This is a genomic window from Bdellovibrio sp. ZFWA1, assembly GCF_056175665.1.
This window is the reverse complement of the sequence record NZ_JBJKJH010000001.1, coordinates 842,563-863,354: the sequence shown is the minus strand read 5'-3', so window position 1 is coordinate 863,354 and position 20,792 is coordinate 842,563. Positions and strand designations below refer to the sequence as shown.

General features: G+C 42.7%; 24 protein-coding genes and 1 other RNA gene. 12 read left to right on the top strand and 13 right to left on the bottom strand.

All coding sequences use genetic code 11. The features are described 5' to 3' along the window. The first annotated feature begins 64 nt into the window (after nt 1–64). Genes AC04MN_RS04110 through AC04MN_RS04100 form a run of 3 tightly spaced genes read left to right on the top strand, consistent with a single transcriptional unit; the run spans nt 65 to nt 2,463 of the window. Entirely contained in the window at nt 65–1,330 is a 1,266-nt protein-coding gene (locus AC04MN_RS04110; protein WP_475381922.1) for a hypothetical protein, read from the top strand. 16 nt (nt 1,331–1,346) lie between these two features. Next, complete coding sequence (locus AC04MN_RS04105) at nt 1,347–1,685, top strand: hypothetical protein (protein ID WP_475381921.1); 339 nt, start codon at nt 1,347–1,349, stop codon at nt 1,683–1,685. Between the two features lies 1 nt (nt 1,686). Then, entirely contained in the window at nt 1,687–2,463 is a 777-nt protein-coding gene (locus AC04MN_RS04100) for a hypothetical protein (RefSeq protein ID WP_475381920.1), read from the top strand. On the opposite strand, the gene AC04MN_RS04095 is transcribed toward AC04MN_RS04100, so the two are convergent. Then, nucleotides 2,464–3,267: a TIGR02147 family protein gene (locus AC04MN_RS04095; RefSeq protein WP_475381919.1), complete on the bottom strand. Its 804-nt coding sequence runs from the start codon at nt 3,265–3,267 to the stop codon at nt 2,464–2,466. Between the two features lie 161 nt (nt 3,268–3,428). Between AC04MN_RS04095 and AC04MN_RS04090 the strand changes: the two genes are divergently transcribed. Both AC04MN_RS04090 and AC04MN_RS04085 read left to right on the top strand, forming a co-directional pair. Beyond that, nucleotides 3,429–4,031, top strand: coding sequence for a hypothetical protein (locus AC04MN_RS04090; protein WP_475381918.1), 603 nt, complete (start codon nt 3,429–3,431; stop codon nt 4,029–4,031). 93 nt (nt 4,032–4,124) lie between these two features. Continuing rightward, nucleotides 4,125–4,679 (top strand): hypothetical protein, encoded by a 555-nt coding sequence (locus tag AC04MN_RS04085; protein ID WP_475381917.1) that lies wholly within the window; start codon nt 4,125–4,127, stop codon nt 4,677–4,679. Nucleotides 4,680–4,736: 57 nt separating this feature from the next. Here AC04MN_RS04085 and AC04MN_RS04080 read toward each other — a convergent pair whose 3' ends face one another. Beyond that, nucleotides 4,737–5,216, bottom strand: a complete 480-nt coding sequence (locus AC04MN_RS04080) for a fibronectin type III domain-containing protein (RefSeq protein WP_475381916.1) — start codon at nt 5,214–5,216, stop codon at nt 4,737–4,739. Between the two features lie 152 nt (nt 5,217–5,368). Between AC04MN_RS04080 and rnpB the strand changes: the two genes are divergently transcribed. Continuing rightward, nucleotides 5,369–5,764, top strand: an RNA gene (gene rnpB, locus AC04MN_RS04075) — RNase P RNA component class A. Between the two features lie 74 nt (nt 5,765–5,838). On the opposite strand, the gene AC04MN_RS04070 is transcribed toward rnpB, so the two are convergent. The 9 genes from AC04MN_RS04070 to AC04MN_RS04030 all read right to left on the bottom strand — a co-directional run bounded on the left by AC04MN_RS04070 (nt 5,839) and on the right by AC04MN_RS04030 (nt 11,320). Then, complete coding sequence (locus AC04MN_RS04070; protein ID WP_475381915.1) at nt 5,839–6,303, bottom strand: substrate-binding periplasmic protein; 465 nt, start codon at nt 6,301–6,303, stop codon at nt 5,839–5,841. A gap of 26 nt (nt 6,304–6,329) precedes the next feature. After that, nucleotides 6,330–6,572 carry a hypothetical protein gene (locus AC04MN_RS04065; RefSeq protein ID WP_475381914.1) on the bottom strand — a complete coding sequence of 81 codons (243 nt, stop codon included), beginning with the start codon at nt 6,570–6,572 and terminating at the stop codon, nt 6,330–6,332. Between the two features lie 123 nt (nt 6,573–6,695). Next, entirely contained in the window at nt 6,696–7,493 is a 798-nt protein-coding gene (locus tag AC04MN_RS04060) for an ABC transporter permease (protein WP_475381913.1), read from the bottom strand. Then, nucleotides 7,494–8,255 (bottom strand): ABC transporter permease, encoded by a 762-nt coding sequence (locus tag AC04MN_RS04055; RefSeq protein ID WP_475381912.1) that lies wholly within the window; start codon nt 8,253–8,255, stop codon nt 7,494–7,496. Nucleotides 8,256–8,265: 10 nt separating this feature from the next. After that, nucleotides 8,266–9,090 (bottom strand): ABC transporter ATP-binding protein, encoded by an 825-nt coding sequence (locus AC04MN_RS04050; protein WP_475381911.1) that lies wholly within the window; start codon nt 9,088–9,090, stop codon nt 8,266–8,268. 66 nt (nt 9,091–9,156) lie between these two features. After that, nucleotides 9,157–9,705 (bottom strand): hypothetical protein, encoded by a 549-nt coding sequence (locus AC04MN_RS04045; protein WP_475381910.1) that lies wholly within the window; start codon nt 9,703–9,705, stop codon nt 9,157–9,159. 109 nt (nt 9,706–9,814) lie between these two features. Then, complete coding sequence (locus tag AC04MN_RS04040; protein WP_475381909.1) at nt 9,815–10,357, bottom strand: GNAT family N-acetyltransferase; 543 nt, start codon at nt 10,355–10,357, stop codon at nt 9,815–9,817. Nucleotides 10,358–10,365: 8 nt separating this feature from the next. Further along, nucleotides 10,366–10,782 (bottom strand): MAPEG family protein, encoded by a 417-nt coding sequence (locus AC04MN_RS04035; protein WP_475381908.1) that lies wholly within the window; start codon nt 10,780–10,782, stop codon nt 10,366–10,368. A gap of 76 nt (nt 10,783–10,858) precedes the next feature. Beyond that, on the bottom strand, nt 10,859–11,320 hold the full coding sequence (locus AC04MN_RS04030; RefSeq protein WP_475381907.1) for a hypothetical protein: 462 nt from the start codon (nt 11,318–11,320) through the stop codon (nt 10,859–10,861). A gap of 119 nt (nt 11,321–11,439) precedes the next feature. Here AC04MN_RS04030 and AC04MN_RS04025 point away from each other — a divergent pair, with 119 nt between their 5' ends. The 3 genes from AC04MN_RS04025 to AC04MN_RS04015 are packed head-to-tail and all read left to right on the top strand — an operon-like array spanning nt 11,440 to nt 16,208. Next, nucleotides 11,440–14,562, top strand: a complete 3,123-nt coding sequence (locus AC04MN_RS04025; protein ID WP_475381906.1) for an efflux RND transporter permease subunit — start codon at nt 11,440–11,442, stop codon at nt 14,560–14,562. 27 nt (nt 14,563–14,589) lie between these two features. Further along, a complete protein-coding gene (locus AC04MN_RS04020; protein ID WP_475381905.1) occupies nt 14,590–14,979 on the top strand; it encodes a hypothetical protein in 390 nt (129 codons plus the stop codon). A gap of 20 nt (nt 14,980–14,999) precedes the next feature. Next, the gene (locus AC04MN_RS04015; protein ID WP_475381904.1) at nt 15,000–16,208 is read left to right on the top strand and encodes a TolC family protein; all 1,209 of its coding nucleotides are present in this window, start codon (nt 15,000–15,002) and stop codon (nt 16,206–16,208) included. Nucleotides 16,209–16,219: 11 nt separating this feature from the next. Here AC04MN_RS04015 and AC04MN_RS04010 read toward each other — a convergent pair whose 3' ends face one another. Continuing rightward, nucleotides 16,220–17,260, bottom strand: coding sequence for a class I SAM-dependent methyltransferase (locus AC04MN_RS04010; protein ID WP_475381903.1), 1,041 nt, complete (start codon nt 17,258–17,260; stop codon nt 16,220–16,222). Continuing rightward, nucleotides 17,260–17,739 carry a hypothetical protein gene (locus tag AC04MN_RS04005; protein ID WP_475381902.1) on the bottom strand — a complete coding sequence of 160 codons (480 nt, stop codon included), beginning with the start codon at nt 17,737–17,739 and terminating at the stop codon, nt 17,260–17,262. The genes AC04MN_RS04010 and AC04MN_RS04005 overlap by 1 nt, the downstream gene beginning before the upstream one ends. A 58-nt stretch (nt 17,740–17,797) precedes the next feature. On the opposite strand from AC04MN_RS04005, the gene AC04MN_RS04000 reads away from it, so the two are divergent. The 3 genes from AC04MN_RS04000 to AC04MN_RS03990 are packed head-to-tail and all read left to right on the top strand — an operon-like array spanning nt 17,798 to nt 20,790. Next, complete coding sequence (locus AC04MN_RS04000) at nt 17,798–18,355, top strand: YiiD C-terminal domain-containing protein (RefSeq protein ID WP_475381901.1); 558 nt, start codon at nt 17,798–17,800, stop codon at nt 18,353–18,355. A 40-nt stretch (nt 18,356–18,395) separates the two neighbouring features. Beyond that, entirely contained in the window at nt 18,396–20,003 is a 1,608-nt protein-coding gene (locus AC04MN_RS03995; protein ID WP_475381900.1) for a carboxyl transferase domain-containing protein, read from the top strand. A 4-nt stretch (nt 20,004–20,007) separates the two neighbouring features. Continuing rightward, nucleotides 20,008–20,790 carry an enoyl-CoA hydratase-related protein gene (locus AC04MN_RS03990; protein WP_475381899.1) on the top strand — a complete coding sequence of 261 codons (783 nt, stop codon included), beginning with the start codon at nt 20,008–20,010 and terminating at the stop codon, nt 20,788–20,790. Nucleotides 20,791–20,792 lie beyond the last annotated feature (2 nt).

Here is a 20,792-nt window from a genome sequence, read left to right as displayed (position 1 = left end):
ATTTTGGGGTTTTGGTAAAACGCTTTTGTCGAAAGCAAATACTAAAACTTTAAAAGGAGATTATATGAAAAGCCTAACTAACAAAGTACTACTTGCAACTGCAGTCATTATGTCTTTGACCGCTTGTGGAGTTAAGGGAAAAGAAAAACTTGGAGATCAAGAGAAGCTGGTCATTCAAACTAAACCACAAATGAACGCTGACGAGTTAGTTGATGCCGCCGAGCAGTTGGTAACACCTTATACATTTATGTTGGCAGACAAGGTGCTTGATCAAGCCTTGGAAAAAGATCCCACTAATGTGAAAGCTCAATTTTATAAAAACTTTCTAAAAAGATTGATGGTTTTAAAAGGAATATACTCTCGAGTGCGTCCTGCTATTACCGAGAGCGGTAATATTGCTGAACATAATCGCAGTATATCTAATTTACCGAATTCGCCTTTGAAGAAATTTCTTCTAGATGGGAAAGATGATATCAAAACCGAAGTTGATATGCAAAATTTCCTCAGTGAGTATGAGCAGGCTCTTGAAGATTTGCACGTCTTCCTGATTCGAAATGCAGATGCAGAGTTAACATTAAACTTGAACCCTTATCTGTTTGAAAAAGAGATCAAAGACGAGTGGGGAAAATCTTGTGTTGTTGTGGAAAACTCAAAAGATGCAACTCGTGTAGAGTGTGATGCTTCTGCGGCCGCCACAAAGAAAATGAACTCGGCAGACTTAATGGTTTTACGCCAGGCAGTGGGATACGAGCGAATGGTATGGGCTATTTACAACTCCTATTCATTACAGGGAATGAAAGACCTTCAAAAGAAGTTTGCTGGTAAAGAAACAACTTCGATGGAGCAGTGGGAGGCTATTAAGAACTCTGAAGGTCTACTAAAGCTGCGTGGACAGGCGAAAATTTCTGCAATTAAAGATATTTTTGGAGACTTAACGGCAGCGGCTCGTTGGGCAATTAAATATCAAGATCGCCTATGCCCAAAAGGTTCTGATGTTGCAAATCAAAGACGTGGATTCTTGTTCTCTCAAGGTCTATGTATCGTAACAGATGCTGCCCAATTGAAAAATTTAGAGATTTTCGAGAAGGCAATTTCAGGCCCTGTTGCTCAGGAAGTAAAAGATCAAGATGGAAAGGTTATCGATACAATTAAGATCGATGTATTAGCTTGGTCTAGAAAAGCTCCGCAAGATTTGAAGACCGTCATTATTCCAGAAATCAAAAACTACGCTTGTAATGAAAAGCTTCAGTTTAAAGATAAAACATTCGGTGGAATGTTGCCTGATGGAGACTTTGATAAAATTGCTCCGACTCATAAGTGTGATAAATAAATCTTTGAGGCATTAAATGAAGAAGTTAATGATCTACACCTTCTTAATTTTACTTGCTCTGGAGGCAAATGCAGAGTCGATCCTGAAAGGGATCGACATGCAGGTTTGCAACTCGAGCTCGGAATGTTTAAAGATCACTTCGAAGCGTGCCGAGGTTGGAATGTTACCTTCTGTCTATGTTTTACGTGAAGTAACGGTTCGGGGGCTTGGCTTTGAAAACCGAAAAGTCTCAAGTGTAGTAGTCGACTTTGTGGCTGGACAAGTGCTAGTCCGGGAACGAAAATCAGGCCAACTTATTGGAGAGTGGACGGTAAATATGAACACGCTCTCCAAATCATTCAGCGAGGTTCTTTAGTATGAAAAATATTTATTTCATTCTATTAGCTGCAGCAACGTTGATGACCGGATGTGTGCCTCCGACCAAAGAGGTTGTTAAAGAAATTCATGTTACAAATACGTCTCCGAATCCGGGTTCAAATATGCCTGAGCCTCCAGCCTCTTCGTCTGTTGGTGGATTGGATGATGGTGGCGGTGGAAATGGCGTTAATGGAAAGCCATTAGAATCATACATTGTGTCTTTTAAAGATCTTCCCGAGGTTCAAGAGTTTGTTGCTCCGTTAATCGAGGAGCTAAGACAAAATGCGCCACTTTTGGCGCGTGATATGACTTATCTTATCCATGAGCGAAGTTGGTATATCATTCCAGTAAAGCTTGATCAGATTTCAAAAGCGAACATTGGAACTTTCTTTAAAACGGATCAATTAGCGTTGCAAAGTGCTAGCGATGTCTGGGTTGACAAAAATTTGTATTCGCAGATGGACACTCAGGCAAAAGCAAGATTGCTGGTGCATGAACTGCTAATGGGAGTTCGAATTTTAGAGCAGCTAAGTAATCGCGAAAAATGTTTCGCTGAAGCTGCGGATTTAATAGGAAGTTCGGCTTATCGCCAGGCAAGATCAAAGTGTTTTAAATCCTTTCCTCGATTGGAGTCGGAAAGCACCTCTGGAGTGAGGCTGTCCAAGGAAGACTATTCTTTAATCCGCAAGGTGACAGCCAAACTCTTTGAGCCGGGGTCTTTACAGAACATCGATCTGGATACTGAGCTTCATGAATTAAAATTCAGAACTAGGTAGCTAGTACTCGAACCAATCAATATTCAAGCATCTTGAAACTTCTGAAGAAGAGCTTTGCACTTGTTTTGCAATAGCTTCAATAAATGCTGGAAGTTCTTGTCTGATTTTGTTGGCAGCAGCTTCGGAAAGCACCATAGGAGCGGTATAGAAAAAGCTGTCGTCTCCAGCTTGTATCATCTTTTGAAATCCCTGCAGTCGCCAGTTTTGATGGTGCCTTGCTACTAAGTGGTTCGAGCTTCCAATGTAGACTCGCGTGGGGCCCATCTTGTATCGGTTTTCATTTTGAGCGACGAGACCGTGTTGATTTAAAAAATCCAAAACTTTTTGGACTTGGTTCTTTGGAAGATTCAAACGCTCGGATATTTCAGTTGCATTATTAAGGGAGGGGATATCCGTCAGCAATCGAACTCCCGAATAGATCCAGCTCGAATAATAAATCGCCTTGGTCTCTTCGCTTAGTTCTACTTCTTTTTTTATTCTGTTTTCTAGCTTCTTAAAATGATCGCGCTTTTGCTTTACTTGTTTTTCAAATCGTTTTTTTAATTTGAATGATCCTGCTTTTGCGTAGTCTACCAAAAGAAGAAAGAACTCTGTTTCTTCATCTGATAAGTTTAAGTACTCTGCCATATCAGCAGCCATCTCCATCGAGATATGCTTATCGCCTTTGAAAACCTGACTAATCATTGTCGATGAAACATTTAAAGCCTGAGCTAATCGACGATACTCACCATGACCTTGTTTGGGTTGAGAGTCGACCCAGGTATTGTAAAAAATTTTGTAGTCATCAAAGTTAAAAATCGTCATTTTGACCTAAAATTCACCAAAACTTATATTCGTAATATCAAGTACTTATGAGCACTGTTTACCTTTTAGTTTACTATCTCAACAACTTTTTACTAAACAACTCTATCGAGCCTTAAGAACTAGACCTATAACCAGTTCATGCAAAACGCATTGGAGGAAATATGAATCTTGCGACTGGTAAACTCATAGTTATGGCAACCCTTTGTTTTTCGATGGCGGCGTGTAGTTTTCCTTCGGATGACGAAAAACCATCTGCTGAAGGATGGGAGTTGGGCGGAGTACAATCCGAGGTGGTTGATGGCAAAGAGGTGCGACAGATAGAACTGTCGTATTGTTTGAACCATCCCGAAACTGTCGAGAACGTTAAGTACTACTATCACCTTAGCACTACGGATACCCCCGAGATGCGTTCGCTGTTGAAAGAAAATAAGAGTTTTCAAATCAAGGCTCGTCTCTATGTTTTTAAAAAGACAATGTCTCTTACGGGCAGAAGCAGTAGGACACAGGGGTTGATGATGATTCCAGTTACTTACTTTCGATTTAGTGATGTCAATGCAGCTGATGGTAAAGTGACTTACAACCATTCACTTCGTTTGACAGAATTTTCGGCAAGACAATTATCGATGCTTCCAAATTCTCGTCAACATTTCGATGGCGAAGTTTTGATGTCTTTTCAGACGACAGAGCAGAGTGCTCACTTAGAGTATGTGACGTCGTTGCCGGGCTTTCATGGTGATTTGAACTTTAAGTGTAAGGCTATCTGATAACCTGTTTCGAATATGTAACAGAGTATTTCCAAATAAATTGAATTGATTTTTTCAAGATTAAATAATTGTCAAAACCCAAAGAGGAAAAAGATGAAAAATATATTTATGGTTTTTGCAGTGATGTTTAGTTTTTCGGTGAAGAGTTATGCAGCTGAGTCTTTGTCTAAATCGAAAGAGGCTCCATCTAAGTCTTATCAGAGTTTGACTGAAGACGAGCGAAAAATTTTGGTGAATGGCGAAATTTCTACGGCAAGGTACGTGATCGGGGGTGTGATCGGCACCTACCCAGTTGGATTTGGAGTTGGTCACGCTATCCAAGGCAGATATTCCGACAAGGGTTGGATATTTACCGCCGGAGAATTGGGTAGTCTTGTCGCAATCTACGCAGGCTTGGGGTCGTGTGTGGGAAGTATGATTAACAGGAACGACTGTTCGGAAAGTTCGGCAGGACTCGTCTTTGCTGGTGTTATGGGATTTGTTGGGTTTCGAGTATGGGAGATTATCGACCTGTGGGCGACGCCACCCGAAATCAACCGAAAATACTATGAATTGAAGCGAATGACTGGTGGAGGCGGTGTTACATGGAGGCCCTTTGTAGCTCCGGTAAATGGACAACCCGGACTTGGTTTAGCGATGACTTTTTAAATAAAAAAAGGGGTGCGTTTGTCGCACCCCAGTTAGAAAAAAACACCTGACCCCTTTTTATTTTGTTACGAAAGAGCTTGGGGCGAAGGGGGATTTTGTGAAAAGTTGTTCCATGTTTTTGTTCACTGATAAAACTCTCCAGAAGTAGTTCTTGCCTGCTTCTAGGCCTTCTACCTTGAATGAAGTTTCTTTGACTTCAAAATTGTCTGAAACCAACCATTTGAAGTTTGGATCTTTAGCAACTTGAACGTGGTAGTGAGTCGCTCCAGAAACTTCTTTCCATTTAAGTTCAACAGCCTTCGCGTCTACGGTTGCATGAAATTCTGGAGACACTAATTCTGGCTTAGCAGGTGGAACTCTTTTAGTTAGGTCTGCCTCTTTTTTAGGGAAAAGCTTGTTCATCTCTGCTGATGGATCATGAACCGCACTCTTATGGCCTTCACCGTGACCTTCTCCGTGTCCGCCGTCCGCAGCCACTGATTTATTAGCCAAAGTCAAAGTCATCGCAAATGCTAGAATAGACAAAAGAATTTTCATATATCGAGTTTCCTTTTTTAGCCGTCGAATCGCCCCGTCCCGAATCGGCAGGGTGATCTAAAAGCTTTACTGTGTGATCTATTGAAAATAAAATAAATATGGGAGCTAGTAAAACCCTCTTGCAGATTATGCCAAGGGGTGTTAGAACACGTACGGTTTTATAGATGATCGCGCTAATAAAACGATGTTGCATCGTTAACTAGTTGAAATTAGTGAGGAAAGTCCGGACTCCAAAGAGCAGTGCAAGGGGTAACGCCCCTCCATCGCAAGATGAGGACTAGTGGAACAGAGAGAATGTCCAGGGCAATGAGCCAAAAGGCGGGAACGGGAGCCTTCTGGGGAGCCGCTGGAGTGAAAACAGCCAAACTCTGCACGGAGCAAGATCAAATAGGGGGACATTAGTAGGACGGCTCGTCCGTAGTCTCCGGGTAAGATCGCTTGAGGGTGTTAGTAATAATACTCCTAGAGGAATGATCATCCAAACTTACAGGGCTTCTTGTGGGACCAGGTGAGTAGGACAGAATCCGGCTTATAGTAAAACCTATACTCCCAATTGTCGGGGCCCTTTCCAGAGTAGGAAAGGGCCCCGCTTCTTTTTAATTATGAATCTAAAAACAGGTTCTTATTTAACGTATTTTTTCAGATACTCTTCAACAATTTTCTGAGTATTCACTTTGCCCAAAGCCTCTTTTAATTTTGCAGCCTTGTCTTTGCTGTGAGTGTTTAGGGCAATCAATAGATCTTTCTCTTCAAGAATTTTTCCATTGATCGTGACTTTGCCAGCCAGATCTTTGAGGTCTGTTTGTAAATACCATTTAGCATTGTTTATATCGATGATTGCAGCATCGATACGACCAGCGGCCACCTTCTTGACGTTGACGTCATCAGAAGGAACGACTTCTGTTTTGAACACCCCAGCTTTAGCTGCGGCGTTGAAGTCTTTGGTGTTGCCGTAGTCTTGAACTACGCCCACTGTTTTCCCTTTAAGATCCTGCAAAGAGGACCAATTCAACGGTTTGCCTGAAGGTTCAATAAAACCTACTGGAGATTTAAATACTGACGGTGAGCCCGAGAAATCCCCAGTCACGTCTTCTGGCCATGAAGGATAGTAACCTACTGCGGATTTGTCGGCGCCTTCTTTAATTGCACGAGACCAAGGTAAAACACAACTTCTAATTCTATACCCACAGATGCAAGCGCCTCTTTAAGGGCTTTTGTGCCGGCTCCTTGTTCTGGGCATTTTTCGCAGGTAAAAGGCGGCCACTCAAGCGAGGTGACTTTCCATTTTTCGCCAGCCCAAGTGGCTGGAGTAATCATTGTGATTGTTGAAAACACGAGGGGCAAAAACTTACGCATAAAGTCCTCCGATAATTATATTTTGCAAAAAATTGCGACTCTAAGATCGGAGAACTATCTGAAAGCTAAAGCCAATTAAATTTTATTTAATAAATTATCCCTAAGGACAGCTTTTAAGAGGAATTAAGACGAAGCGCTAGAATAATGCTTCAGTGCAAATTTCCAAAAGCGGTGGCTAGTATATAACAATAAAATAGTCAGCCCGACAGACCAAAGGATAAGCCACGGATTCGCAAGACCAAAGACGGCGTTTGCAGGTACGCTGGCGATAAATCCCACGGGCACTACAGATAGAATAATCCATCTAAGCCATGGGAAGTACATAGAGTCGGGTCTCATTCCTAAGCGATAGACTTGATACCATAAAAAGTGCAAATTTTCAGACCGAGCAAAGATGCAAGCACTGGTCGAGAAAAAGAACTTCATGCAGTATTGAATTAAGCTGCCTGTTGGAATGAGCAGAAGCAGCCAAAGGACTCTCTCTATTTTTAAATCCGGAAGTTGGGATAAACTCCATGACAGCCATCCAATACCCATGATTAGATTTCCAAAATTTGCGGTTGTCGCTTTTTGAATGCTAATCAAAAATTGTGAATTGACTGGCTTAGTTAAAAGCAAATCTAAATCGCCTTTGCGAACCTTCTCGCTGAAGTTTTCAAGGTTGTCGTGAAAAACGATCATGAATAGGGCATCAGCGATAAAGAGGACGCCAAGAAAAACCCGCATTTGATGAATATCCCAATCACCAATTTTTGGAGTGTGGGAAAATAAAACCTCAAATGTCATAATTTGGGCGACATACCAAAAGATATCAATCGCAATTCTTGAAACGAAGTTCATGCGATATTCCATATCCGCAATCAGACTTGTTTTAAAGAGTGCCCAATAAAGGCCTGCGTATTTTTTAAAAGTTTGGATCATTTAGGCACCCGTTCCCGAATAGCCTTTAAGGCCTTGGCGCCATAGAAGCGCGCCGATAAAGTTCATCACAATAATCCCGATAGTTACAGACACGAATCCATTAAGTACCTGAGTAAGATCCACGCGGCCCGTCAGATATCCGACAGGAAGATAGACGCCAGCACTAAAAGGAAGAGCCATCAATACTTTTTGGGTTGCGGCCGGCATAAGATCTAAAGGAAATAGTTCTCCGGTTAATATCCATAGCGCTAAATTTTTTGCGACAGTAAATGAATGGATTTTGTTAAACCAAAAAGCGAAGCAAGAAATAACAAAGCTAATAGAGTGGACAAAAACCAAATACCAAAGCACCAGTAGGGCTGCCAAAGGCAGTCGTTGAAGTTGAGTGGGTAAGTCAAAAAACATAACTGCGATGATTGGCACAATCAGTGAAACGGTTGTGGTCATCACTTTATAGCCCATCAATTGACTCAGGTAGTATTCATAAAAGCTAACCGGACGAACAAGAAGGCTGTTTATCGTGCCGCTCTCGATTTCGGTGATCATTTTAAATTCGTACATCCAGCTGGCGGCTATCCGAGCAAAGAAGGCTCCCCACAGAGCATAGGAAAGGTAAGCTTCCTGACCAAAGCCATTGATACTTTGCACTCCGGCGCCTTTGAAAACGGCAAACCACAGAAGCATTTCAATTACTGTTGTCAGCGCAGGTTGAACAAGAGCATCGATAAAGTAATTCAATCGGTACTCAAGATTCGAAACCATTGCCAAATGACTAAAGGCGAGATTCCGCTTCAAGAAAACGACGAATGACCGCTTCAAAATCAACCTCTTCATTGTTAGTTTCGATTTGAGTTTTATTTGTAAATTCCTGAACAGAGCCATCGTAGACGATGTTTCCTTTGCTGATTAACAGAAGGCGATCGGCAAGTTTTGAAATATCATCCATATAGTGACTTGTTAAAATAATAGTTGGTTTTTTATCTTTAACGTAGCCAGCTAGGAACTCGCGTATTTTTTCCTGAGCTACGATATCTAGGCCGATGGTCGGTTCATCTAAAAATAGAACCTTAGGTTCGTGTAGAAGGGCTCCGATGATTTCCATCTTCATCCGCTCGCCTAAAGAGAGTCGTCGTAGTTGGGTATTTAGAACGTGCTTGCAGTCCATCATTGTGGCTAGGTAGTCCACGCGTCTGCGAGCTTCTTGGGGTTCGATATCATAGATGCGAGCTAAAAGTGCGTAAGAATCAGAAGGTGAAATATCCCACCATAATTGATTCTTTTGACCTAACAAAATGCTAATTTGTCGCAGGAATTCATTGTTGCGATCCCATGGAGAGTAGCCCAATACTTTTGCAGAGCCCGACGAGGGAACAATCAATCCTGATAGCAACTTGAGAAGAGTCGTCTTCCCTGCGCCATTTGCACCAACGAGGCCGACAATTTTGCCTTCTTCAATTTTGATATTAGTCGCAGCAAGGGCAGTTTTGTGTTGGTATTGCCGATTCCAAAAACCTTTAATGGAGTTTAGAAGGCCTTCAGGTTTAACGTAGCTAGTGTAAACGCGAGATAGATTTTCAGTTTCGATGGTAAAAGACATGGGCCCAATATAGTGAGTATTGGGCCCATAAGGAAGATAAAATTATATCTTTTGTTGAATGTCGAACTATTCGAAATCCGCGTAGTTTTCATCATCAGTAATAACTGTTTTCAAATCCGGAGACACGTAGGTTCCTTCTCTGATGCGACCTTCTGTGCATTGAGCAAGAGAATTTGGATCCTGAGTTTCGTAGTCATAGTCGCAGTCACCAACGTACCAAGCTTTTTCATGGTATTTGATGTAATAGGCTTTTAAGTTTCCGTCTTGGTAGATCGCAAAAACTTGATCGAGAATGGTTTCGCCACTTGCAACGTAATCACCTTCAAGGATGGTGTCTCCCCAAATTTGAGCCTGGTCGAAGGCGATCTTTTGAAGCTTTTCAACAAGACTTGTAGAGATCTTTTTTAATTCTTTTGAAGTATCGAAAAGATCCTGATGTTTCCATGAGCCTGAACATGTAGATTCTTCTCCAGCTACGCCAGCGCAATTAATTCTATGCTGCTCAATAACACCATAAAAAGACTGATACGAAGTCATTGGACGCTTCATTTGGCTCGCATTTGCTAAACCATTGAAAAGAAAAAAGAAGGCTACAACTATTAGGGCTTTATTCATAGTGATCTCCGATAAGCAGAATATAGCCCCAATTGCACTTTTGATTTAATACTTAGTAGCTAAATTATTATGCGTTTTATGTATAAAAAACCCGTTTTCTTGCGTTTTATTAATAAAAAGAAACCGGCTTTTCAAGTACTACAAATTCTAAGTTATCAACCTTTGGAAGGCCAAATCGCGGGTCGTCCTTAGGAAAGGGTTTTTTCTCTGCTGTTAGTTTAAATCCTAGCTTTTGATACCAAGAAATCAGCTCAGTGCGAACTGAAATGACCGTCATCGAAATTTTTTTACAGTCCCAAAAGTCTGCAAAGACTTCGCTCTCTTCAATTAGCTTTTTTCCGATGCCTTTTTTCTGTAGATTGGGCTTAACAGTTAGCATACCTAAGTACATCTTATCGCCTTGCTTTTCAATATGAACGCAGCCAAGTATTTCGCCTTCTTCGTCTTCATTTTCCTCTGTTGCAATTAGGATTGTAGAGTCTTCCTTATTGATGATTTCTAAAATTCCCTGGCGATCCACCCTTTGCCCATCCAGCAAATCAGCTTCAGTGGTCCACCCTTTTTTAGAGCTGTCACCCCGGTAGGCAGAGTTTACAAGTTGTACGAGTTTATCAACATGTTGTTCTTCAGCTTGGATAAATTCGATATTCATAAGTTCCTCTATGATTTTAGCAAGATAAATGCGGCCAGTGAGATCCAAAAACAAAGTAAGGTTGTCGTGCCAAATAAAAACCATCTAAATCGAGTCGGAACATAGTTGGTCTTTATCTCAACATAGGCATGTCCAATTCGGCAGATGATAAAGATCCAGGCAAGAATATTCAAGGCCACAGAGTGGATCTGAAGATGTAAACAAAGGATAATACCGGCGTAGAAGAGTATTGGCGTCTCGAGTTGGTTGTGAAAGCAATTTGAAATTCGTTGAATTCGCTCGGGCCAAACATTTTGACCTAAGGCAATATCCTTCATTTTTACCTGTCCGGAGCTAACCGATTTAACTCGAGAAAAGCCCATCCAGTATAGAAGCACGAAAGTCATCGCGACTTGGACAAATAAAGGAATCAATAGCCAATTCATAGGGCCTCCCATTCAAGTGAATACCTATCATGATTCATGATTTAAATGGAAGGCCCGAGCAGGGTATCAACTAAAATTAATGATGATGTTGGTGCTCTTCTTTGGAATCGCTATTCTTTTGCACTTCATGAGACTGAGTGATTTTGGGAAGGGGCAGCTTGTAAATTGCTTCATTTCCCTGTGCAATTTCCCGCTTGGCAACAAGAGTTAGAGTTGATTGGCTGAGGTCTGACTGAGCCGTACACTTAAATGATTTTGTGGACTCTTGTGCCTGGCAGTTTAGGTTTTCTGTCTTGCCCTTTGATTTGGCGCTGATTTTAACAACAGAGTTTGCAATAACTGGGTTTTGAAACTGAATATCTAGAAGATAGATTTCAATCTCTGTGGACGATTTATAAACAAGCTCCGTATGAAATGGGCCTGGCATACGAATATGTCCACCGTGAGGGCCTAGCTTGTCTTCTCCGTGCGCCATGGTGTTGATGCTAAAAAGACTCACAAGGGAAATCACCGTCATATATTTTGATAAGAAAGTCATAAAAGCTCCTTTTAACTATGTCTGTTAATAGGAAGGAGGCTCTTTGTTTGTGACAAAAATATTAATTGTCACAAAACTAAATGCCCAGGCCTAATGTAGGCATTAGTAATGAGGTTCAGATGTTAGATAGTATAATTCGCCTTGCATTGAGACAGCGTCTATTGGTCGTCGCCTTTGCCGCCTTTATTGTGGCCTACGGGGGATGGGTCTTGACGCATCTTCCGGTAGATGTGTTCCCAGATTTAAATCGTCCGACAGTGAATATTTTGACCGAGTCAGGAGGGCTGGCGCCTGAAGAGGTCGAGACTCTCGTGACTTTTCCAATTGAAACTGCGTTGAATGGATTGCCCGGAGTCCAGCGTGTGCGTTCAAGTTCAGGTGTAGGTCTTTCGGTTGTTTATGTTGAGTTTGAGTGGGGGACAGATATCTTTCGCAACCGTCAGTTGGTTCAAGAGAAACTTGATCTGGCAAAAGAAAAGCTTCCTAAAAATGTGACTCCAATAATGGGCCCTATTTCATCTATTATGGGAGAAATTCAGTTCGTTGGACTGTCGGCAAAGTCAGATAAGATTCGCCCAATGGATATTCGAACTTATGCAGATTGGACCTTGCGTCCGCGTCTGATGAGCATTCCTGGTATCTCGCAAGTGATTTCGATTGGGGGCGGGGTTCGTCAGTATCAGATTTTACTTTCGGCGGAAAAGATTCAGAAATTTCAGCTGACCATGAACGAAATCGAAGAGAACCTTTCGGGCTTAAGTCAAAATACCACTGGCGGCTTTATTGATCTGCAAGATCAAGAGGCTTTGATTCGCAACTTGGGTTCTGTAAAAACAAAAGAGGATATATTAAATTCCGTCGTAGGTATTCACTTGGGCCGACCTGTTCTTATTAAGGATATTGCCAGTGTCGAAGAGCGTCCTCAAGTCATGCGAGGTGATGCAAGTATCAACGGCCATCCTGCCGTAGTCATGGCAATTCAAAAGCAACCAACCGGAGATACGATTAAACTATCTAAGGAAATCGCAGTAGCACTAAAGGAAATTGAAAAGTCTTTGCCTGAAGGGATAGAGCTACAGACATCTTTGTTTAAGCAAGCAACCTTTATTGAAAATGCCGTTCACAATGTTGTTGAAGCTTTGCGTGATGGTGTGATCCTTGTTTTTATCGTTCTATTTATCTTCTTGATGAATTTCCGTACCACAATCATCACGATGACCGCAATTCCGCTTTCTTTTCTCCTAACTGCTATCGTCTTTAAAATTTTTGGACTTTCAGTTAATACGATGACCTTAGGGGGCTTAGCTATTGCGATTGGTGAACTTGTCGACGATGCCATTGTTGACGTAGAGAATGTTTTTAGACGTTTAAAGGAAAATCGCAGTTCAGCAAATCCTAAGAATCCGTTACGTGTTATTTTTGATGCCTCAAGTGAGGTGCGCAATTCGATTGTTATTGCGACTATCATTGTCTGCCTAGTTTTCATACCTCTATTTAATTTAGGAGGGATCGAAGGGCGTCTGTTTATTCCGCTGGGAATTTCATATGTCATTTCCTTGTTGGCGTCGATGGTCGTGTCTTTGACGGTGACTCCAGCCCTTTGCTCTTATTTGTTGACCAAGGGTGATTTGCTGGATCATCCAGACGGATGGTTGGTGCAAAAGTTAAAATCAGCCCAGCGCCAATTGCTCGAGTGGACGTTGCCCAGACCTCGGTTGATCGTTGGATTTACGGCAGGTTTGTTTTTGATCGCCGTAGTAATTGCCACTCAGTTGGGTCGGGACTTCCTGCCAAAATTCAATGAAGGAACTGCGATGATCGCGGTTCAAGCTAAGCCAGGTACTTCTTTAGCTAAATCAAATGAATTGGGGACTCAGGCCGAGCTAATAATTTTACAAACTCCCGAGGTAAAATATGCTTCGCGCCGAACTGGAAGAGCGGAACAAGATGAGCATGCCGAGGGGGTCAATGTCTCTGAGATCGACGTAGATTTTAAAGAAGGTGGACGACCGCGTGAAGTCGTGCTTAATGAGATTCGTGAAAATCTAGAGCAAATAGAGGGAGTTTATGTCAATATTGGCCAGCCAATCTCACACCGTTTGGATCATTTGTTATCAGGTGTGAAGGCGCAAATTGCGATTAAAGTTTTTGGTCCTGATTTAAAAGTGCTCAGACTCAAGGCTTCCGAGATTGCTCAAGCTTTAGAGGGAACGCAAGGGCTTGTGGATCTGCAAGTAGAGCAGCAAGTTTTAGTGCCTCAAGTAAAAATCCAAATCATGAGGGACGAGGCCGCCAAGTATGGAATCGTCACGGGTCAAATTTCTAAAAATTTAGAAAAAGCCCTCAACGGCGAAGTGGTAGGGCAGATTTTAGAGAATCAGCGCACGACAGATTTAGTTGTCAGATTTGATGAAAAATCACGAACTGATTTAGAACTTATTCAACGCATTCCAGTTAAACTCATGCCGGATGGAAGTCGAATTTTATTGAAAGACATAGCTGACGTCTTTGAATCTCATGGGCCTAATATGATCAATCGAGAGAATTCGGCTCGAAGAATTGTCGTTCAGGCAAATTCATCTGGCAGGGACTTAAATAGTTTGGTTGCAGAAATTCAAGCGAAGGTTGCAAAAAATGTCGAGCTACCTCAGGGCTACTACGTATCCTATGGTGGTCAATTTGAAAGCCAACAGCAGGCAGCTCGTCTGATGATCTTCCTGGGTATCGCGGCAATATTAGGAATCTTTATTGTACTTTATGTGAACTTCAAGTCGGTCTTCGTCAGTTTACAAGTGATGTTGAACATTCCAATGGCATTTATTGGCGGAGTTTTCGGTATAGCTCTGTCTGGCGGATCTATCTCGATAGCAAGTATGGTTGCGTTTGTAACCTTGTGCGGAATCTCTTCTCGAAATGGTATCATGATGATTTCCCACTATCTTCATTTGATAAAAAATGAAGGTGAAGAGTTTACAAAAGAGATGGTCATCCGAGGCTCTTTAGAGCGGTTGGTTCCTGTCTTAATGACGGCATTGACGGCGGTGTTGGGATTGATCCCATTGGTACTTGCCGGTGGGGACCCAGGAAAAGAAATCCTGCATCCGGTAGCAATAGTTATTGTTGGTGGACTTATTTCTTCTACGCTGTTGGACATCTTTGTCACTCCGACAGTGTTTTGGAATTACGGCAAGGAATCGGCCCAGAAAAGTATTGCTAAAGAAAATTCAACAGACGAAATTTAAATTTTGACGAAACTTTAAGGAGTAAAAATGAAAAAATATATTCTATCAGCATTGGTTGTTCTTTCATCACAAATGGCATTTTCTCACGAGGGGCATGATATCCCAGGCGCTGTAAAATCAGTTTATGGTGGTGTGGTAAAAACGGGCAAAGTGGCACACTTAGAGTACGTAGTCTCTGGTGCCGAGTTAAAGCTGTATCCGTTGGCTCACGCGGGTGAGGAGCTTCCTAAGGATTTAGTTGTTAGCGCAAAGGCCGAGCCAAAAAAGGGTGGCAGTTATGAACTGGCATTAAGTAAAAATCCAAAGTTTTTTACTGCTACAATTGACATGAAAGGTGCTAATCGCCTTCCGGTCGTAATCACCTTTAAAAGCGGTAAATTGACGGATACATTCAAAATTCAAGTCGAAGCTGAATAGTTCAAAAGTGCGGGGAATATATGTTTCAAAAAATTATGCAAAATAGAAAATTGCAATCGGCATTGGTGCTAGGGGGATTAAACTTGATTTGTTTCAGTCCATCTTTCGCCAATGAAAGCATGACCTCGCACAATCATTCTAGTATCGAGGTTGTACAGTCAGAAGGGGCATTTTTAGAGGCTTCGACGAATCAATCAAAAGCATCTATATGGCCCGAACTTAGTTTTGTCGGTGGCTACAAAGAGGAAAATTTTCAGCTAGAGCCAAAAAAAGGAGCCGTGGCTTATTTAAATTTGGATTGGAATCTTTTTGATGGAGGACGGACTTTTGCAAGTTGGAGCCAAGCTCAAGGGATGTCTAAAGTTCATAAGATTTCAACCGAGCGTAAGAAGCGTGAACTCTATTTGCAGTTTTTTAAACTAAAGCGTCAGCAGCAGAAGTTAGAGAATTTAGCAAAGATCGAACAGCAGGAAGTTCAGTTTTACTCTAACCAATTGTTGGCAGCAAAAAAGCGCGTCAATTCGGGTTTGACAACAGAAGCTGATATCTTGGAGCTGGAAATTCAACAGCAAGAAACTCAAGAGCATATTCTAGAGATGAATCAAGAGCTCAAGCAGATCGCTCTGCAGTTGGCTTCGATGGGAGGAGCTGTCAGTGAAGCTCAGTTTTCATATCAGACATTGGATTTGAACAATCCAAATTTTGAAAACTCTTTGATTTCTCAAGAGCTGAATTTACAGCTTGAGGTGGCAGAGTCGGCTCGGATGGGTGCCTATTCAGCCATCCTGCCTCGGCTTGATTTTAATGCGAAGTACGGTGTCGTAGATCCTCAGGATTATTCAAATGCAAGTCGCAAAGAAACAGCGGTGTCATTATTGTTAACGATTCCCTTATTTTCTGGGGGAAAGAATCTGGCCTCTGTGGATGCTGCAAAGTATGACTTCTATGTTAAAGATCATCGTCTAAGAATGGAATTGAAAGGCAAGAAAGCCGAGTTCGAAATAAAACTGGCAAGACGACAAGAACTTAGTCGTTTGATTGAAGTGCATAAGTCACTTGCAGAGCGAACAGAACGGCTGATGAGTCTGGTGACCCAGGAATTCAAACGCGGAGTCAAAGGGTCCTCGGAGTGGATGGACGCAACCGAAAAATGGGTTGATGTACGAAAAAAGCTTATAGATTTTGAATTTGAAAAAGATCTCTTAGATTTAGAAATTCGAATGTTATAAAAAAAGCCCCATTATTGGGGCTTTTTAATTGCTAAAACAAAGAGCTCTTTTCCTTGTCGTCGAGGCACTGAATTGCGAAGACGACCCCAAAAAATAAAATTAAATGAATCTTTTAGTCGCTGACGTAACTCCCATTCGGTGCCGCCATAAGGGGTCGACGCCCTCTTTTCGAAAGTAAAGAAAACTCCCATCAATTGTCCTGTTTCGTGCATCATGCGCTTATAGACCTGAATAAGTTCTTTGCGGCGATCCGGAGAAACCGCGCAGTAGCAAGTGTGCTCGAAGACTATATCAAATGTCTGATTCCATTCGGTGGGTAGCTTGAAGATATCGGCCTGAACGAAGTGAAGGTTTTCTAAATGGCCATAAAGCTTTTTGGCTCGAGCAATGGCCTCTTCTGAAAAATCAACGGCATAGACGATGTGTCCTTGCTTTGCAAATAGGGCGGCATCATGTCCTTCTCCGCAGCCAGGAACTAAGATGCGGCTTTTTGCAAGCTTCAGCCTAGGCATCATGTCTTTTAAGCCTTCCGCTGCATCACCAAGATTCCATCCTGGATTCTTTTCTTCATTGTAGATTCGCGTCCAATGAGAGGCGTGGTGAACTTTTGCATTTTCTTGCCAGTAAGGAAGGATATCAATTTGTTCGCCAGCGAAGGTGATACTGTCGTCGTCAAACTCTTCAAGCTGATCAAAAAACATAGCTTGTGCTTTGCGGGACATCACAAAAGGAATCTTATTTTCGGTATAGCCATGAAAACGATCCCACTCATCGACTGTCAGAGTGTGCAAATCAAAACGATATTCAACATCGTAAGGTAAAAGAACTGTCCATGAACCGGCGTTGTGATTTACCTGAGCGGCCACATAGGGTTGATCAAAAGCTTCTACGATTACGGCAGTACCACCGAATGAGCTGAGTAAGGTGCCCCCTTCATGGAGGCGCATATTGCGGAGGATTTCTTGCCCCACTTCGATATCTTGAATTCTAATCTCGTTACTTAGGGCATAGCCCTCTTCGTCGATTTGTACAAATTGAGTGGGGATTGGCATTATTTGTGTTCTGGCGCTTTCACTTCAGGAGTCGTTGGAGCTACTGGTTCTTCTGTTGGAAGATCCATATTTGGTGATACTGTGGCCCCTTCGTTAAAGGAAACAATGTCGTTAGTTGTTTTAACTGATTGGACAACCCAGTGGTCTTCTTCTTGGAACGTAGAAGGTTGGCGGTGAAGAATGGCCTCGCCCTCAATCGTTTGTTCTGTTGTTTCGCCATTCTCAATTGAATCATTGAATTTGTAGGCAAAAACGGCGCGAACTTTATTGTCGCCCAGTGTTTCGGTCCAGATTCGCATAACTTGGAATCCAGAAGCCGAAGGTTTCTTCGCAATAAGAGATTCTTTGATTAATTCCGCTAACTTAGTTTGAATGTCGGCATGCGTCTCGAAAGCCACTGCCGCAGGTGCTCCATTAAATAGATTCCAGGTCCAAACTAGGGCGACAGCAAAAACTAATAGGGAAATGATTTTCTTCATCTCGAATAACCTCTCTTTAATTTACTCAGGGCCATTGGCGTGATATTGGCTTTATCTCATGAAAAACGAATGGCTGACAACACTTCTAAAACAAAAAGGTTTGAGTCTGAAACCCGCAGTGCTGGCCTCTCTCTTAGAGGAGATCTCACCGAAGGCTCGCAATGGCGCGCTGGGCTATGTTTTAGACTGGCTGAAGCCTTTTTCAGCGGGGATGGGCTTACGAGTGGCGAGGCTGGGTGATCAGCATATCGAGGTCATAATTCCAATTCGAGACCATAACGTATCGTCTCCAAATCAGATTCATGAGGCAGTTCTTTTTGCGGCTGGGGCCGAGGCGCTCCGCTTATTGTGGGAACGTCATGCACCTCTTGGGGAGTTTGCCATTTTTAATAAGAAGTCTTCCCTCGATCTGCGGGTTCGTCCTTCAACAGAAATTCGACTTCGTTACGAGCTTTTGGAGCCCGTCAGAGAGTCGATGCTAACGTCTTTGCGGCGTCATCGACAGGCTTCCGGCGAAGCGGTGATTACATTCTTTAGTGATAGAGATCAGCTCTTGGGTGAATTGAATTTAAATTACGAAATTTTTCACACTCCTTCGTTGCAGGCTACAAAGTAGTTCAGCGCATTGAGTGTTGGGTCCGAGAAAGGTGAATGCGGTGGAAGTTTTAGAAACACATATTGATGCTGGTTCCGCAGATTTTAAAATCAATCGCGATGCGATGTTGTCGATCGTGAACGCTTGGCGAAGCACGGTTGAGCAAGTAAAACTTGGCGGCGGTGAAGAGGCTCTTAAAAAGCATAAATCCAGAGGTAAACTCACCGCTCGTGAACGTATAGAAGGTCTTCTTGATAAAGGCACTTCATTTCTAGAATTTTCAACCTTGGCTGCGATTGATATGTATGACAATCAAGCGCCTGCAGCTGGTGTGATCACAGGCATTGGGGTTATTCAGGGCACCGAGTGTGTGATTGTTGCAAACGACGCCACCGTGAAGGGTGGTACTTACTTTCCAATGACGGTGAAAAAGCATTTGCGTGCTCAAGAAATCGCTATGGAAAATGGACTTCCTTGTATTTACCTTGTGGATTCTGGTGGTGCATTCTTGCCTCTGCAAGCTGAAGTTTTTCCTGATCGTGATCATTTCGGTCGTATTTTCTACAATCAAGCGCGTATGTCTGCGCAGGGGATTCCTCAGATTTCAGTCGTGATGGGATCTTGCACGGCGGGGGGCGCCTATGTACCTGCAATGTCGGATGAGAACGTCATCGTTAAAGACAACGGGACTATTTTCTTGGGCGGTCCGCCTTTGGTGCGAGCTGCTACCGGTGAAATCGTTGATGCTCAAGATTTGGGTGGAGCGAAAGTTCACTGTGAAGTTTCAGGTGTGACCGATCATTTTGCCGAAGATGATGAGCATGCTATTGAGCTTACTCGTTCTATCGTGGCCCATTTAAACAAGAGAAGAGCCGTTCAGTTAAAGACTCTTCCTGTAGAAGAGCCGCTTTACAATATGGATGAGATTTATGGAATCATTCCAAAAGATGGTCGCATTCCATTTGATGTTCATGAAATCATCGCTCGTATCGTAGATGGATCTCGCTTTCATGAATTTAAGCCACTTTATGGAAAGTCATTAGTGACAGGTTTTGCTCATATTTGGGGGATGCCTGTAGGAATTATTGCTAATAACGGAGTTCTTTTTAGTGAATCCGCTTTGAAAGCGGCCCACTTCATTGAACTTTGTGAACAACGTCAGGTGCCATTGATCTTCTTACAAAATATCACAGGCTTCATGGTCGGTCAGAAATACGAAAACGAAGGCATTGCCAAACACGGCGCTAAGATGGTTATGGCCGTTTCAAATGCCCGCGTTCCAAAATTCACTGTTGTCATTGGTGGTTCATACGGAGCTGGCAATTACGGGATGTGCGGTCGCGCGTTCCAGCCGCGTATGTTGTGGATGTGGCCAAATGCGAAGATCTCTGTCATGGGTGGCGAGCAAGCTGCCAATGTCTTGTTGACCGTGAAAATGGATCAGATGGCGGCCAAAGGGCAATCGATGTCTTCAGATGAACAGGCGGAATTTAAACGACCAACTCTTGAGAAATACGAGCGCGAATCTGCGGCTTCTTACTCAACGGCTCGTATCTGGGATGATGGTATTATCGATCCGATAGACACTAGACGAGTTCTGGCTTTGGGTATTGCTGCTTCTTTAAATAAAGAATGGGGCCCGCAAATGCAGGGCGTATTCAGAATGTAGGTTGATGATGAAATTTGTTGTTGTCTCTGAATTAAATCATGTGGCCTACGTAAAATTGCATCGTCCTGAAATGCGCAATGCTTTCAATCCTGAGATGATCGCTGAAATCACGAAGGTGTTTACAGATCTTAGCTTGCGAACTGATCTACGTGCGGTGGCTCTTTCTGGGGAAGGAAAGGCCTTCTGCGCTGGAGCTGATTTAAACTGGATGAAAGAGATGGTTGAGTACTCATTCGAGCAAAACCAACAGGATTCTCTCAAGCTCTTTGCTATGTTTGATGCCATTGCTAATTGCTCCCATCCGGTTGTGGGAATGGTTCACGGTGCTGTTTTTGGTGGCGCTTTGGGTTTGATGGCTTGTTGTGATTATGTCGTTGCCGAGGAAGGCACTCAGTTTTGTTTTAGTGAAGTGAAGTTGGGAATCGCGCCAGCAGTGATTAGCGCTTTTGTGATGAAAAAAGCTGTCGCCGGAAAAGTGCGTCCATACATGCTTTCAGGAGTTGTCTTTAACCCAGAGCAAGCCGAAGAGATGGCTCTGGTCAATGAGGTTGTTGCCACTGGTGAAGGGCATGCCGCTCAACAAAGAATGCTCCATCATTTTTTGATTTGCGGGCCAGAAGCTGTTCGTGAAACGAAAAAGTTATTGAATGATTTGCCGACATTAACTTGGGAAGAGCAAAAACTTGCGACTTCAAAAGTGATTGCCGAGCGTAGAGCCAGCATCGAAGGCCAAGAAGGATTGAAATCCTTTTTGGAAAAACGTGAAGCTAGCTGGAAATTGAAATAGGA

Excerpts from the sequence above, each read along its gene's own strand:
- AC04MN_RS04110 (WP_475381922.1), top strand. The coding sequence starts at position 65 with ATGAAAAGCCTAACTAACAAAGTACTACTTGCAACTGCAGTCATTATG.
- AC04MN_RS04105 (WP_475381921.1), top strand. The coding sequence starts at position 1,347 with ATGAAGAAGTTAATGATCTACACCTTCTTAATTTTACTTGCTCTGGAG.
- AC04MN_RS04100 (WP_475381920.1), top strand. The coding sequence starts at position 1,687 with ATGAAAAATATTTATTTCATTCTATTAGCTGCAGCAACGTTGATGACC.
- AC04MN_RS04095 (WP_475381919.1), bottom strand. The coding sequence starts at position 3,267 with ATGACGATTTTTAACTTTGATGACTACAAAATTTTTTACAATACCTGG.
- AC04MN_RS04090 (WP_475381918.1), top strand. The coding sequence starts at position 3,429 with ATGAATCTTGCGACTGGTAAACTCATAGTTATGGCAACCCTTTGTTTT.
- AC04MN_RS04085 (WP_475381917.1), top strand. The coding sequence starts at position 4,125 with ATGAAAAATATATTTATGGTTTTTGCAGTGATGTTTAGTTTTTCGGTG.
- AC04MN_RS04080 (WP_475381916.1), bottom strand. The coding sequence starts at position 5,216 with ATGAAAATTCTTTTGTCTATTCTAGCATTTGCGATGACTTTGACTTTG.
- AC04MN_RS04065 (WP_475381914.1), bottom strand. The coding sequence starts at position 6,572 with ATGCGTAAGTTTTTGCCCCTCGTGTTTTCAACAATCACAATGATTACT.
- AC04MN_RS04060 (WP_475381913.1), bottom strand. The coding sequence starts at position 7,493 with ATGATCCAAACTTTTAAAAAATACGCAGGCCTTTATTGGGCACTCTTT.
- AC04MN_RS04055 (WP_475381912.1), bottom strand. The coding sequence starts at position 8,255 with ATGGTTTCGAATCTTGAGTACCGATTGAATTACTTTATCGATGCTCTT.
- AC04MN_RS04050 (WP_475381911.1), bottom strand. The coding sequence starts at position 9,090 with ATGTCTTTTACCATCGAAACTGAAAATCTATCTCGCGTTTACACTAGC.
- AC04MN_RS04045 (WP_475381910.1), bottom strand. The coding sequence starts at position 9,705 with ATGAATAAAGCCCTAATAGTTGTAGCCTTCTTTTTTCTTTTCAATGGT.
- AC04MN_RS04040 (WP_475381909.1), bottom strand. The coding sequence starts at position 10,357 with ATGAATATCGAATTTATCCAAGCTGAAGAACAACATGTTGATAAACTC.
- AC04MN_RS04035 (WP_475381908.1), bottom strand. The coding sequence starts at position 10,782 with ATGAATTGGCTATTGATTCCTTTATTTGTCCAAGTCGCGATGACTTTC.
- AC04MN_RS04030 (WP_475381907.1), bottom strand. The coding sequence starts at position 11,320 with ATGACTTTCTTATCAAAATATATGACGGTGATTTCCCTTGTGAGTCTT.
- AC04MN_RS04025 (WP_475381906.1), top strand. The coding sequence starts at position 11,440 with ATGTTAGATAGTATAATTCGCCTTGCATTGAGACAGCGTCTATTGGTC.
- AC04MN_RS04020 (WP_475381905.1), top strand. The coding sequence starts at position 14,590 with ATGAAAAAATATATTCTATCAGCATTGGTTGTTCTTTCATCACAAATG.
- AC04MN_RS04015 (WP_475381904.1), top strand. The coding sequence starts at position 15,000 with ATGTTTCAAAAAATTATGCAAAATAGAAAATTGCAATCGGCATTGGTG.
- AC04MN_RS04010 (WP_475381903.1), bottom strand. The coding sequence starts at position 17,260 with ATGCCAATCCCCACTCAATTTGTACAAATCGACGAAGAGGGCTATGCC.
- AC04MN_RS04005 (WP_475381902.1), bottom strand. The coding sequence starts at position 17,739 with ATGAAGAAAATCATTTCCCTATTAGTTTTTGCTGTCGCCCTAGTTTGG.
- AC04MN_RS04000 (WP_475381901.1), top strand. The coding sequence starts at position 17,798 with ATGAAAAACGAATGGCTGACAACACTTCTAAAACAAAAAGGTTTGAGT.
- AC04MN_RS03990 (WP_475381899.1), top strand. The coding sequence starts at position 20,008 with ATGATGAAATTTGTTGTTGTCTCTGAATTAAATCATGTGGCCTACGTA.